This is a genomic window from Stenotrophomonas sp. 24(2023) (assembly GCF_030913365.1).
GTDB lineage: Bacteria > Pseudomonadota > Gammaproteobacteria > Xanthomonadales > Xanthomonadaceae > Stenotrophomonas.
In genome coordinates, this window is the sequence record NZ_CP133160.1 from 4,444,672 (window position 1) to 4,458,406 (window position 13,735).

11 protein-coding genes are annotated in these 13,735 nt (G+C 68.6%); 3 read left to right on the forward strand and 8 right to left on the reverse strand.

Annotated elements, in window-relative coordinates; all coding sequences use genetic code 11:
* The first annotated feature begins 96 nt into the window (after nucleotides 1-96).
* Complete coding sequence (locus Q9R17_RS20215) at nucleotides 97-2,724, forward strand: TonB-dependent receptor (RefSeq protein ID WP_308156367.1); 2,628 nt, start codon at nucleotides 97-99, stop codon at nucleotides 2,722-2,724.
* A 41-nt stretch (nucleotides 2,725-2,765) separates the two neighbouring features.
* Here Q9R17_RS20215 and betT read toward each other — a convergent pair whose 3' ends face one another.
* From betT to Q9R17_RS20250, 7 genes are all read right to left on the reverse strand, one after another.
* Nucleotides 2,766-4,745, reverse strand: coding sequence for a choline BCCT transporter BetT (betT, locus tag Q9R17_RS20220; protein ID WP_308156368.1), 1,980 nt, complete (start codon nucleotides 4,743-4,745; stop codon nucleotides 2,766-2,768).
* Nucleotides 4,746-5,005: 260 nt separating this feature from the next.
* Nucleotides 5,006-5,713 carry a serine/threonine protein phosphatase gene (locus Q9R17_RS20225; RefSeq protein WP_308156369.1) on the reverse strand — a complete coding sequence of 236 codons (708 nt, stop codon included), beginning with the start codon at nucleotides 5,711-5,713 and terminating at the stop codon, nucleotides 5,006-5,008.
* 193 nt (nucleotides 5,714-5,906) lie between these two features.
* Nucleotides 5,907-6,455 (reverse strand): acyloxyacyl hydrolase, encoded by a 549-nt coding sequence (locus Q9R17_RS20230; protein WP_308156370.1) that lies wholly within the window; start codon nucleotides 6,453-6,455, stop codon nucleotides 5,907-5,909.
* Nucleotides 6,456-6,649: 194 nt separating this feature from the next.
* On the reverse strand, nucleotides 6,650-7,948 hold the full coding sequence (locus Q9R17_RS20235; RefSeq protein ID WP_308156371.1) for an ATP-binding protein: 1,299 nt from the start codon (nucleotides 7,946-7,948) through the stop codon (nucleotides 6,650-6,652).
* Nucleotide 7,949: 1 nt separating this feature from the next.
* A complete protein-coding gene (locus Q9R17_RS20240) occupies nucleotides 7,950-8,636 on the reverse strand; it encodes a winged helix-turn-helix domain-containing protein (RefSeq protein WP_308156372.1) in 687 nt (228 codons plus the stop codon).
* An 87-nt stretch (nucleotides 8,637-8,723) separates the two neighbouring features.
* Nucleotides 8,724-9,044, reverse strand: a complete 321-nt coding sequence (locus tag Q9R17_RS20245) for a multidrug efflux SMR transporter (protein WP_308156373.1) — start codon at nucleotides 9,042-9,044, stop codon at nucleotides 8,724-8,726.
* Entirely contained in the window at nucleotides 9,041-9,397 is a 357-nt protein-coding gene (locus Q9R17_RS20250) for an SMR family transporter (RefSeq protein ID WP_308156374.1), read from the reverse strand. Before Q9R17_RS20250 ends, Q9R17_RS20245 begins: the two co-directional genes overlap by 4 nt.
* A 199-nt stretch (nucleotides 9,398-9,596) precedes the next feature.
* On the opposite strand from Q9R17_RS20250, the gene Q9R17_RS20255 reads away from it, so the two are divergent.
* Nucleotides 9,597-10,448, forward strand: a complete 852-nt coding sequence (locus Q9R17_RS20255) for a LysR family transcriptional regulator (RefSeq protein ID WP_308156375.1) — start codon at nucleotides 9,597-9,599, stop codon at nucleotides 10,446-10,448.
* 67 nt (nucleotides 10,449-10,515) lie between these two features.
* Here Q9R17_RS20255 and Q9R17_RS20260 read toward each other — a convergent pair whose 3' ends face one another.
* The gene (locus Q9R17_RS20260; RefSeq protein WP_308156376.1) at nucleotides 10,516-11,442 is read right to left on the reverse strand and encodes a M14 family metallocarboxypeptidase; all 927 of its coding nucleotides are present in this window, start codon (nucleotides 11,440-11,442) and stop codon (nucleotides 10,516-10,518) included.
* Between the two features lie 167 nt (nucleotides 11,443-11,609).
* Here Q9R17_RS20260 and Q9R17_RS20265 point away from each other — a divergent pair, with 167 nt between their 5' ends.
* Nucleotides 11,610-13,703, forward strand: coding sequence for a TonB-dependent siderophore receptor (locus Q9R17_RS20265; protein ID WP_308156377.1), 2,094 nt, complete (start codon nucleotides 11,610-11,612; stop codon nucleotides 13,701-13,703).
* Nucleotides 13,704-13,735: the final 32 nt, after the last annotated feature.

The window sequence follows — 13,735 nt, forward strand, 5'->3', positions numbered from 1 at the left end:
AAGAACCTGTGATACATAACTGAATGCGTATTCGTCATTGGCTGCATCATGAGCCCCCATGCGGTACTGCGGGCTCCTCCACCCACTGGCGTTTCCATGTTCCGCACCACCCTTCTGGCCAGCGCCGTCGCGCTGGGCCTGGCGGCCGGCCCTGCTGCCGCTGAAACCTCCCCCACCGCCGATGCCGGCAAGGACAGCACCACGCTCGGCGCGGTGCTGGTGACCGGCTCGAACATCAAGCGCAGCGACACCGCCGGCCCCAATCCGGTGCAGGTGCTGACCCGCGAGCAGATCGAACTGAGCGGCAAGTCGACCCTCACCGACGTGCTGCGCAGCCTGTCGGCCAACGCCGGCAACAGCTATGACGAGCAGTACACCGGCAGCTTCGCCGCCGGTTCGGCCTCGATCGGCCTGCGTGGCCTGTCACCGAAGAACACCCTGGTGCTGGTCAACGGCTACCGTGTATCCAACTTCGGTTTCGCGCTGAACACCCAGGACACCTTCGTCGATCTCAACGCGCTGCCGATCAGTGCCGTGGACCGCATCGAAGTGCTCAAGGATGGCGCCTCGGCGGTGTACGGTTCCGATGCGATCGCCGGCGTGGTCAACATCATCCTGCGCCGCAACTTCCAGGGCGTGGAGGTCGGTGGCGGCCTGGGCACCGCCACGCAGGGCGGACTGAACGAACGCAAGGCCAACCTGCTGGCCGGCTTCGGGGATGTCGACCGTGATGGCTGGAACGTGCTGTTCGGCCTGGACGTGCTCAAGCGCGACCGGCTGGATGCGGACGAGCGCGCCTTCACCCGCAGCGGCGATTTCCGCGACAAGCCCGGCGGCCGCCTGGCCGGCTGGAACACCGCCGGCGGCAACTGGCTGGGCAACCCGCGCGCACCGCAGCCGTTCTCGCCGTGCCCGGACGGCAGCCAGCTGCGCCCCTACAGCGATTTCGGCAGCACCCTGCCCGGCCAGGCCTGCGCCTTCAACGCGCAGCCGTTCAAGACGCTGCAGCCCGGTGCCGAACGCCTGCAGGCCTCGCTGAGCGCGACCTACCGCTTCAATGAGCACGTCGAAGCCTTCGCCGATGTGCTGTATGCGCACAACAAGGCCGACCAGATCTTCAGCGCACCGCTGACCGTCGGGCCGGGCCTGCGCGCCTACAACGCCGCCACCGGCACCCTGGTGGACATCCCGGCGGTGCTGCCGGTGGGCAATCCGTACAATCCCGGCACCACGCCACTGCCGTTCGAGACCTCGCTGTTCGCGCTCGGCCCGCGCCTGAAGGACAACACCCAGGTGTTCTACCGCGCCCTGGCCGGCGTGCGCGGGCAAGGCGAACGCTGGGACTGGGAACTGGCCGCACTGGCCTCGGAAAGCGCACAGCGCGAGTACGTGGACAACTTCGTCAACCGCTACGCGTTCCAGCAGGCGTTGGCCGATGGCAGCCTGGACATCCTCGACCCGTCCAAGACCCCGCAGGCGCTGGACGCGCTGCGCCTGCAGACCAAGCGCCCGGGCTGGTACCGCCTGAGCCAGGCTTCGTTCAAGGCCTCCACCCGGTTGTGGAACCTGCCGGCCGGGGCGATCGGCTTCGCCTGGGGCGCTGAAGTGCGCCGCGAATCGCTCGACGCGCGCACCAGTGCACAGGTGCTGTCGGGCACCGAGCTGCGCCCGGCCATCAACGTGGTCAACGGCGAGCGCCAGGTCAGCGCCGCGTACGCGGAGTTCAGCATTCCGCTGCACCGCACGCTGGAACTGCAGCTGGCCGGCCGTGGCGACCATTACGATGATTTCGGCAATGCGTTCTCGCCCAAGGTGGCGCTGCGCTGGCAGCCGCTGGACAGCCTGCTGCTGCGCGGCTCGTTCTCGCGTGGCTTCCGCGCACCGTCACTGCCGGAAATCGCACCGGGCCAGACCGTCAGCTACGGCACGGTGGTCGACCCCTACGATCCGCTGCAGCCGGGCGGCAGCCGTGGTGTGACCAACATCCGCACCGGCAACCCGGACCTGCGCGCGGAGCGTTCGCGCAACTACAACCTGGGTGCGGTGTGGTCGCCCGATGGTGACACCAGCATCGGCCTGGACTGGTACCGCATCGAACAGGACAACCTGATCCAGCCGGACAACGCGCAGTTCATCGTCAACAACCCGGGCCAGTTCCCCAACCGCGTGCAGCGTGACGCGCAGGGCCGCATCCAGTTCATCACCAACCAGTACAGCAACCAGGGCGAGCTGACGACCTCCGGCCTGGACCTGGAAGCCAGCCGCCGCTTCCGCACCGATCGCCTGGGCAGCTTCACCGTGGCCGGCAGCTGGACCCACCTGCTGGACTACAAGCAGCCCTTGGTGGCCGGCCAGGCCCCCTACGACGGCGCCGGCAACAACCGCCTGGGCGCGCTGCCGAGCACCCGCGGCACCACCTCGCTGACCTGGGAGGTGGGCGACTGGACCAGCTCGCTGAGCCTGCAGTACATCAGCGGCTACGACCAGCGCGTGGCCACGGCCACCAGCAACCCGGGGCTGGATTCGCGGGTGAAGGCGTACCAGCAGCTGGACCTGTACGTGGCCTGGAACGGGTTGCCGAACACCACGCTGTCGCTGTCGGTGCTGAACCTGGCCGACAAGGACCCGCCGTTCGACCCGGCCGGCGGATCCAACGGCTTCGACATCACCCAGTACAACCTGCGCGGGCAGTTCGTCTCGCTGGGCGCACGCTACCGGTTCTGATCCGCACGGGGCGATGGAACCTCCATCGCCCCGCTGCCCCCTCACCGGCTCAGGTGCAGGAACTGCAGGTGCCGTTCGTACTGGCCGATGATGTCATTGATGATCTGCTCCCTGCTGAAACCCACCAGGTCGTAATCCTGGCTGCCCTCGAACAGATGGACTTCGGCGCGGTAATACCGCTGATTGCGCACGTTGTGCGAGGCGAACGAGGGCACGCGGTAGCCGGTCAGCAGCACGCGATACAGGAAATCCTGCTGTTCGCCGTGGTTCACCGACAGCGACATGTCACCGGCCTCCAGCTGCTCCTGTACCTCCCAGCCCTGCTCGCGCAGCTGGGTCGCCACGGCGTCCATTGCCGGCCGCACGTGGCTGTCCATGAAGCGGTACACCTCGTCACGCAGCGGGAAATGCACGGCCTGCCCCAGGCGCTGGCGCCAGCCCTGGTGATGGCGGCTGGCCCCGACCAGCGGCGTGGGCCGGTACTGCAGCGCGCGCCGCCGGTGCGCCTCGTCGGCGAAGGCCTTGCGCAGGCCCCAGGCCATCATCAGCAGCACCGCCGAGAACGGCAGCGAGGCCAGCACCACCGCCGATTTCAGCGCATCCATGCTGCCGGCCAGCAGCAGGCCGGCGGTGACCACCGCCGTCACCGTGCCCCAGAACACGCGCAGCCAGCGCGGGCCGTCGTCTTCGGGCGCACCGCCGTGCGATGACAGCGTGGACAGCACCACCGCACCGGAATCGGCCGAGGTGACGAAGAAGATGAAGCTGATGAACACCGTCACCGCGATCACCGTGCGGCTCCACGGGTAACTGTCCAGCAGCGCGTACAGCACGGTCGGCGGATCGTCGATGGCCAGCTGCGCCAGCTGCTGCTGGCCGTGGTGCAGCACCTGGTCCAGTGCGCTGTTGCCGAAGATCGACAGCCACGCCAGGGTGAAGCCCAGCGGGATCAGCAGCACGCCGAACACGAACTGGCGGATGGTGCGGCCGCGCGAGATGCGGGCGATGAACAACCCCACGAACGGTGCCCAGCCGATCCACCAGGCCCAGTAGAACACCGTCCAGCTGCCCATCCATTCCGGGCGGCCGCCGTAGGCATAGACATCGAAACTCTTGCCGACCACGCTGCCCAGGTAGTCGCCGGCATTCTGCATCAGCGTGCCCAGCAGGTACTGCGTGGGACCGGCGAACAGCATGAACAGCACCAGCGCGATGGCCAGCAGCATGTTGATGTTGGACATCCAGCGCACGCCCTTTTCCACCCCGGACACCGCCACCACGATGGCCGCGCCCATCATCGTGGCGATCAGCGCGACCTGCACGCCGTGGGTATGCGGCACATCGAACAGGTGCGACAGGCCGGCGTTGAGGTGCAGCACGCCAAAGCCCATGTCCGCGCCGAGGCCGAACACCGTGGCGACGATGCCCAGTGCATCCACCGTGTAGCCGATCGGGCCGTTGATGCGGTTGCCGATGAGCGGGTACAGCGCCGAGCGCAGTGCCAGCGGCAGGTTGTGCCGGTAGGCGAAATAGGCCATCGCCATGGCTGCCAGCGCGAACACGCCCCAGCCATGCAGGCCCCAGTGCAGGAACAGCAACTGCATGGCCTGGCGCGCACCGGCTTCACCATCGGCAGCCGCCCCCTGCGGCGGTTGCAGGTAATGGGTCAGCGGTTCGGACACGCAGAAGAAGAACAGCGTGATGCTGATGCCGGCGGCGAACAGCATGCCGGCCCAGGAGAGGTAACTGAATTCCGGCTCGTCATGGTCGGCGCCCAGCTTGATGCTGCCATACGGCGACAGCGCGGCCACCACCACGAACACCAGGTACAGGGTCATCGCCAGCAGGTAGTACCAGCCCACGTTGGCCGACGCCCAGCTCTGTGTCTGGTTGAGCAGGGTGCCTGCACCGATGGGGTACAGGCTGACGAAAACGGCGAACGCCACCACCACGATCGCCGCGAAGGCGAACACGGGCCGCAGGGTCCGCACCGGTGAGGAATGAGGCTCCAGTGCTTCCATGGGCGGCCTTTCTCCGGGTCGATCTGGGATTCAGCCGATGGAGTGTGGCGATGCTGCGGTGCACAGCGGATGAAAGCCGGATGCCGGCAGCGGCCCCGGTACGTGCGCGTCGTGGTATCACGCGCGCGCCGGCGTGCCCGCACGGGACGTGGCGGAGGCCAGCTGCAGTCACCCCGCCCTGCGACGAGAAAGCAGGACGACATGCGATGCAACCCGGCCTCCGCCCTCCCGCCTGGCGGCAGCGCCCCCGGACGCTGCCGTCAGGCCAACGCGCGGCGCAGCACCTGCACGCTGCGCCCGACCCCCTGCGCACGGTGCCCGCCCAGCCTGCACAACGCCGGCAGGTAGCGCAGGCGCGAGACGGCCTCGCGCAGCTGCTGCTGCACTTCCGGCGTCGCCTGCCGCAGGCAGTGGCCGATCACTGCGACATAGGCCCCTACCGGCAGGGGCGCATGGCGGATGCTGCCACTGATGAACAGCAGCCAGTCACGGGCCTGTGCCTGTGCCAGGTCCATCACCTGCAGCGGATCGTCTTCCAGGTCGATGAAGCGCAGCTGGCCATCCTGGGCCACGGTGATGTTGCGCGCCACCGGCTGGCCGATGCAGCAACCGGCGCGGTGCGCGCGCAGCAGCTGGCGCGCGGCCTGGCGCAGCAGCGCTTCGGCCTTGTGGTCATCGGCGTTGCGCAGGCAGTGGGCCAGGCTGGGGCCGCCATCTTCCAGCAGCAGGGCCGAATCGCTGTGGCCCAGCACGCGCGGGACCGGAATACCGCGTTCGGCCAGTTCCAGCAGGCGCCGCAGTTCCACGTCGCGGGCCTGCAGCGCCGACAGGCGCGGTGGCGGGCGCAGGCACGGCACCCGCAATGCACGGGCCGTCAGGCCCAGCGTGCCGAGCAATACCCGCCGGCGCAGTCCATCGTGCTGCTTTAGCCAGACGCGTCCGTCGGCAAGGTGAAGGGGTTCGGCCATGTCTTGCAACTCCTGCCGGCAGGCACAGCGCCTGTGGTCCGGGAACGTCTGGCGGGTGGAACGACAGCTGCCGGCAGACGGCGCTCGCGCAGCACTTCCGGCATGGAAGCAAGGCTACGCGCCTGCGGTGGCAGGGATTGGGCAATCCTGTTGGGCTTATGTAACCAATCGTGACAAACCCGGCCGGGCCGGCTCAGTAGGCCACGGCCCAGGTCAGCTGGATGACATCCAGCCCCGGATTGGGCCGCTTGATGCTGGCATTGGAGTAGTGCGACCAGCGCAGCGACACGCGCTGCCGGTCGTCCACGCGCATGCCCACCCCGAGGTGGTCGCCGAACTGCCAGGCCGTGCTGATGCGGCGGCCGCCGACGCGGGTCCGGTCGAACACCGTCGCTCCCACGCCCGCTTCGACGAATACGCGTGGGTGCAGGTGCCAACGGAACAGCGGAATGGCGTTGGCCTGCCAGGCGTGCTGATGCTGTTCATCGTTGCCCTGCCAGCGCGCCAGCCCCAGTTCCAGCGTCAGGTCCACACGCTGCCCGCTGCTGCCCTGCCAGTGCCACTGCGGTGCGCTCTGCCACAGCAGCGAGGCCCGCCGGTAGTCGCCCAGCCCCTCGCCTGCCTGTACCGCCACGGCGGGACGCTCGCTGGCCAGTGCAGTGGGAAGGTGCAGCAATGCCGGCAGCAGCAGGCAGGCAACGGACGAACGGAAACCACGCAGGAACTTGCGGGATGCAGGCACGGGAACACTCCAGGCAGGCGACCGCACGCCGCCGCGCCGCGCAGGTGCGCAGCCGTGCAGGCATCGGTCGGGGTCAGGAAGGCAAGCGCGGCAGGCGCCTGCGGCGCACGGAAGAACCCGTGCCGCCGTGCACTACGTTAGGCAGCAGGCCGGGCGCGTTCCTCCACGCCCGGTCGTGCCTGTGTAAGCGAATGTCAGTGTGTTACCGGCCAGCGGATGACAAAACTGGCACCGCCCAGTGGACTGTCCTCGACCACGGCCTGGCCACCATGGCAGGCGGCGATGCGCGCCACCATCGACAGGCCCAGACCGACACCGCCGGTGCCGCGCTGGCGGCTCTGGTCCAGGCGGGTGAAAGGCGCGAACACACGCTCGCGGTCAGCGGCGGCGATGCCGGGGCCATCGTCACAGACACGCAGTTCCCACTGCGCACCGCGCTGCTGCAGGTCCAGCTGCACGACCGAGCGTGCGTGCGCCAGTGCATTGCGCAGCAGGTTGGACACCGCCCGTGCCATGTAGTGCGGATGCAGCTGCACCTGCGCCGGTGCGGCGTCTGCCCGTCGGCAGCGGATACCCGCCGGCTCGGCATCGCGCAGCAATGCCTGCACCTGTTCGTCCAGCCAGGGTGCAGCGTCGATGCGTTCCTGGGGCAGCGCGCGCCCGGCATGTTCCAGCCGCGCCTCCAGCAACAGCTCGCCCACCAGTGCATCCAGCCCGCGCAGGTCCTCGCGCATGTCCAGCACCAGCTGCCGCCGTGCCACAGGATCGGGCTCGGCATCCAGCAGGTCCAGTTCGAAGGACAGCCGTGCGATCGGCGTGCGCAGCTCGTGCGATACGTCGTTGGTCAGCTCGCGCTGGCGCGCGACCAGGGCCGCGATGCGTTCGCCCATCTGGTTGAACTGCCGGGCCAGCGAGGCCACGCTGGAGCGCGCGGAAATCTGCGCGCGTGCCTGCAGGTCGCCCTCGCCCATGCGCCGGCTGACCACGCGCAGCCGCTGCAGGTCGCGCCAGGTCGGCCATACCCAGAGCAGCAGGCTCACCCCGACCGCCAGCAGCAGCACCAGCGCGGCCTGGGTCCAGGTCCAGGCATCGATCATCATGCCTTCGGGCAGGCTGACCTGCAGCCACTGCGCCGGTGTCTGCCCATGGGCGGGCAGCGGCAGCAGGAAATGCTCCTGCTCATCGCGCGACAGGAAACCGAAGCGCTGCAACTGGCGGGCATCGGCCGGGGCCGGCGCAACGTCGGCCTGCGCCAGCAGGGCCAGGCCCAGCCCGAAGTGTGGCTGCAGGCGGGCCAGTTCCGCCGCGCGCCCCGCCGCATCAAGCCCGGCCAAGCGCTCTTCGAGCATGTGTACCTGGCCGCGCACCGCCTCCTGGTAATACACGTCGTTGCGCTCATCGAAGCGCCCCTGCAGCAGCAGCGGCACCAGCCACAGGCCCAGCGCGAAGCCCACCGTGCACAACAGCAGCAGGCGCAGGAAGAAGCGCAGCACGTCAGGCGCCGGCAGGCACGAACAGGTAACCCTGGCCGCGCACGGTCTTGATCCGCGCCGGGTCGCGCGGATCATCCTCCAGCTTGCGGCGCAGCTTGCTCACGCACATGTCCACGCTGCGGTCCAGGCCATCGAAATCGATGCCGCGCACGCTGTTGAGCAGATCATCGCGGCTGAGCACTTCACCGCTGCGGCTGGCCAGGGTCCACAACATCTCGAATTCACCGGTGGTCAGGTCCAGGCGGCGCCCGTCCAGCTCCACTTCGCGGCTGCGCCGGCAGATGCGCAGGCGATCGAACTGCAGGCGCTGGCCGGCCGGTGCGGCCTGTGCCGGCCGCCGCAGCAGCGCGCGCAGGCGCGCGAGCAGCACCGGCGGCTCGACCGGCTTGATCACGTAATCATCCGCGCCCGATTCCAACCCCAGCACGTGGTCCAGTGAACTGTCGCGCGCGGTCAGCATCAGCACCGGCACGTTGCAGAACGCACGCAGGTCGCGGCACACCTGCAGGCCATCGCGGCCCGGCAGCATCAGGTCCAGCACCACCACATCGGGCTGGCTGGCCTGTACGGCAGCGCAGGCGGCATCGCCATCGTGCACGCACTGCACCGCATAGCCGTGCGGTTCCAGATAGCGGGCCACCAGGCCCGCCAGTTTCAGGTCGTCTTCCACCAGCAGCACTTTGATCATGGCGATCCTTTTCCACAGGCCACGGCCCTTCCATGGCAGCGCTGGAATTCTAGCCTGATTGCACCGGCCGCTCCGGGCAGCGGACGATCATGCCGTGCTCAGCAGCAGCACGGCGGCCGTGACCAGCGCGATGCCCAGCCACCCGATCGGCCGCAGGCGCTGGCCGAACAGCACACGCCCACAGGTCGCGGTGCCGATCACGCCGATGGCACCCCACAAGGCATAGGCCGTGGCCAGATCCATGTGGCGTACCGCCTGGCCCAGCAGTGCGAAGGCGATCCATACCAGCACGATGGCCGCGATTCCCCAGCCCGGCCTGCGGAATCCTTCGGACCTGGCCACCATCATGTTCGCGGCCACATCGATCAAGGCCGAACAGACCACGAAGAACACTGCCATGGCGTTCATGCGTGCGCCTCCCCGAGCGTGACGCAGACGATGCCCAGCACCGCCAGCGCCAGGCCAGCCACCTGCTGCAGCGACAGGTGCTCGGCGAACACCAGCACGCCGACGAGGGTCAGCAGGGTCAGGCCCAGACCTTCCCACACCGCATAGGCCACGCCAACGGCAATATGCCGCACCGACAACGCCAGAAAGTAGTACGACAGCGCCAGTGCGGCGGCCATCACCAGATAGCCGGACGCAACACCGGTACGGGCGGCGTAGGCCATGAACGAGGTGCCGACCACTTCGGCGATGATGGCCACCAGCAGGCAACCCCAGGCGAGCCATGCGCCACGGGCAGGAACAGAGCGGGACATGGGAACTCCTTGTGGCCCCCGCGGGCCAGGCGCTGCCAGGCGTACCCGGCCCTTGCCGGGCCGGCGCCACAGGCAACCGGTTGAACCACGCTGTGCGTGGAGGGATTCAAGTCGCCCGCAGACCGGGGCGACGGGGTCCAGTATCATCGCCTTTTACGGCCTTACAAAGATGGAACCCATCGATAGAGGCGATGGATCGATGCCCTACTCCCCCGAATCCCTGCAGGCGTTCGTCGAGGCCGCGGCGCTGGGCTCGTTTTCCGCGGCGGCACGCCGGCTGCGCAAGACGCAGAGCACGGTCAGCACCGCCATTGCGCACCTGGAAGCCGAACTGGGCGTGGACCTGTTCGACCGCAGCGGGCGCTACCCGCAGCTGACCGAGGCCGGCCACCAGGTCCTGGGGTATGCACAGGAGATCCTGGCGGCCGACCAGCGCCTGCAGCAGCTCAGCATGCGCCTGGCCGCGCCGGTGGAACCCCGCTTGACCCTGGTGCTGTCCGACGTGTACCAGCTGGACCCCGGGCAGCGGCTGCTGCAGCGCTTCGCCGAGCGCTTCCCGGACATCGCGCTGGAATGGCTCGATGCCGAAGGCCACGACGTGCTGCGCAGCGTGCTGGACGGCCGTGCGGACCTGGGCCTGCTGCCGCGCCAGGATCAGTACCCGGCCGAGCTGCAGGTACAGCCGCTGGCCCACCACAGTGAACTGGCGGTATATGTGGCCAGGTCGCATCCACTGGCGGATGCCGGCCGGCGCGCGGCCGGCCAGCTTCCCCGCCATCGGCAGATACGGCTGAGTGCACAGGCCGACCACCAGCAGGCGGCAACCGGCACGTCATGGAGCGCATCGGACTACCTGATGGTGATGGAAATGGCCGAGGACGGGCTGGGCTGGGCCCAGCTGCCGCGTGCGCTGGTGCAGCGCTATGACCGGGGCCAGCTGCTGGAGCTGGCGCTGCCAGGCTGGCCGCATCGCGTGCACAGCGATCTGGTATGGCGGCGCGACACCCCACCCGGACCGGCAGCCCTGTGGTGGGTTGAAGCGTTCGGCTAGTACACCGGGATGGCCGCGGAATCAGCGCCCTTTCCTGCGGCAAGGGCGCTGGCCCCGGAAACGTGCCTCAGCGATGCGCCAGTGCGTACGCCAGCGCGGCACGAACCGCCGCCACCTGGGCATCGTTGCACTGCTGCTCGGTCGCGCGCGGGCTGTCCGGATAGACCTCGGTGGTCGTGGTGTACGTCGCGCCGGTGATGCCCGCGCACAGCGACAGCTTCGCCAGCGGGTACTCGATCACCCCATGGGCCACCACCGGCGAGCCGATCATCTCGCCCTTGTCATCGGCCGGTGCGATGTGGGTAACCGCCTCCACCGCCGCGATCACCGCCTGCTGGAACGCCGGCTGCGGGTTGGCGCTGTCGTCCACCAGATAGAACCCATCGGGAATGGTGCCCGGCTCGAACGGCTTGCCATCGCGCGCGGCCAGGGCCGGGCGGAACTCGCTCTCATCGCTGTCGGTGGTTTCGTGCAGATCGATGTGCACCACGAACTGCGCCTTCAGCGGTGCGATCAGTTCGATCAGCGCCGTGGCCTCACGGGCCGGGCCATCGGCGCGGAAGTTGCGGTTCGGGTCGATCGCATCGAAGTTCCAGCGGTTGATCCGCTCGAAACCCCAGGGGTTCACGCACGGTGCCACCAGCAGGTTGAGCGTGCCGGCGTAGTCCGCTGCGTGCTTCTCGAGGAATTCCAGCGCACCCATCACGCCGCTGGTCTCATAGCCATGCACGCCCCCGGTCACCAGGGCTGCCGGCAGCGCCGGGTTCCAGTCGGCGCTGCGCAGTGCATACAGCGTGTAGGTGTCGCCGGCATAGTCGAGCTGGCCATAGGCCACCTTCTGCAGGCCCGGCGCCGCCGCCAGGGCCTCGATGCGCGGCACCACCTCCGTGTCGTAGCGGCGCAGGCGCTGCTGGCGGGCGCGCCACTGCTCCCGTTCGGCCGCCCCCCACGGCTGGCCAGGGGTTCCGACGGGGTAGAAGGCGGCGCTGGGCATGGACCATCTCATCAGGAAGAAAACAGGCGGCCACTCTAGCATCGGCGCTCGCCGTCACGGCCGTGGCTGAACAGGCGGCGATTCCAATGGCAATCGGGATCGTTAATAATTCGCATTTACGCTCTCACTTCCTTCCACGCGTCCTTTTCCTGGTCCCGTCCCCGCTCATGTCCGCCTTGAACCTGCGCCCCACCCGTGGCGCCTGCCTGCCGCTGGCCGCCGCCATTTCCCTGTGCCTGGCCACCGCCGCCCACGCGCAGAGCGCCGACACCTCCCCGACCACGCTGGACAGCATCCAGGTCTCCAGCAGCTGGCTGGGTACCGGCCTGCACGACAGCGTCAAGAGCTTCGCCGGTGCGCGTACGGTGGTGGACCGCCAGCAGATCCAGGCCAGCGGTGCCGCCAGTGTCGGCGATGCCATGCGCCGCATTCCGGGCGTGCAGGTCACCGACAATTCCGGCACGGCCGGCAGTTCGGTGTCGTTGAACATCGGCGTCCGCGGCCTGACCGGCCGCTACTCGCCGCGCTCGACCGTGCTGCTGGACGGCGTGCCGCTGGCGGTGGCCCCGTATGGCCAGCCGCAGCTGTCGTTCTCGCCGGTGAGCCTGTCCAACATCGAATCGATCGACGTGGTGCGCGGCGGTGGTGCCGTGCGCTATGGGCCGCAGAACGTGGGCGGCATCATCAACTTCAGCACCCGTGCCATTCCCACCGAGCCGGGCCTGCATGGCGAGGCCAGCGCACGCTATACCGGTTATGACCACGGTGGCGGCGACAACACCCAGTACAGCGCGTTCCTGGGCGGCACCGCCAGCAACGGCCTGGGCGCCGCCCTGCTCTATTCCGGTCAGGACGGCACCGGCTGGCGCAAGGGCAGCGACGACCGCTTCAACGACCTGGCCCTGAAGTTCGCCTATGCACTGGACGAGCGCCAGGAACTGCGCGCCAAGCTGTCCTACTACGATGTCCGCTCGCTGACCCCGGGCGGCCTCAACCGCGCGCAGTTCGAGGCCGATCCGTTCCAGAACACCCGCCCGAGCGACTTCTGGAAGGGCCACCGCGCCGGGATCGACCTGGGCTACACCAACAGCCTGTCCGACACCCGCGAATTCGAGGTGCTGGCGTACTACAACGAAAGCACCCGGGCCAGCCAGCTGGTCAACGATGCCCGTACCCAGGATACCGTGCAGCCCCGCGACTACCGCGTGCTGGGCATCGAACCGCGTTTCACCCAGCGCCTGCAGTGGGGCCCGAGCGTGCACGACGTGACCGTGGGCTACCGCTTCCTGCGCGAGCGCGGCAACGACCGCAGCTATACCGTCAACCGCCGCACCGGCGTGCCCAGCGCGACCACCCGCTTCGACAACGCCACCGACGCCCACTCGCTGTACATCGATGACCGCATCGCGCTGGGCAAGTGGCGCATCACCCCGGGCGTGCGCCAGGAGTGGATCGACATGGACCGCCAGCAGGCCGGCGGCACCGCCACCTTCAGCAGCCGCAACAACAAGGCGCTGCCCTCGCTCAACGTGTCCTACCTGCTGACCCCGCAGCTGACCGTGTTCGGCAACTACACCACCTCCTTCGGCCCGGTGCAGAACATCCAGCTCAATTCGCAGAGCGCGACCAACCCGCTGAACCCGGAAGTGGCCAAGACCACCGAACTGGGCGCGCGCTGGCAGGACGGAGCCCTGCGAGCGGAAGTGACCGTGTTCAAGATGCGCTTCGACAACCAGATCCTGCAGGTGCCGGGCGTCACCCCGCCGACCTTCCGCAATATCGGCGCCACCGACCACAAGGGCGTGGAAAGCGCGCTGGAATACCACTTCGCCGAGGACAGCGCCCTGGCCGGCCTGGAGCTGTACGCCAACTACACCTGGACCAAGGCGATCCAGCAGTCCGGCGACAACCGTGGGCTGGACGTGCCGTTCTACTCGCGTGACACCGACAGCATCGGCGCCCGCTACACCCTGGCCACCTGGACCTTCAACGTGTCCAGCACCCACCAGAGCGGCCAGTTCGCCGATGCGGCCAACACCTGGGTGGAAACGCCCGACGCCCGCGTCGGCCGCGTGCCCGGCGTGCGCCTGGTCAATGCGCAGGTCAGCTGGGAACTGCCCTGGCAGAGCGGCACCGAACTGACTCTGGGTGTGAACAACCTGGCCGACAAGCGCTGGTACACCCGCAACGTGGACGGCAATGCCGGGCGCATGGTCGGTGCCCCGCGCACGTTCTACGTGCAGGGCCGCTACCGCTTCTGAGGCGCTGCCGCCTGAACGGGTGAGGGCCACTG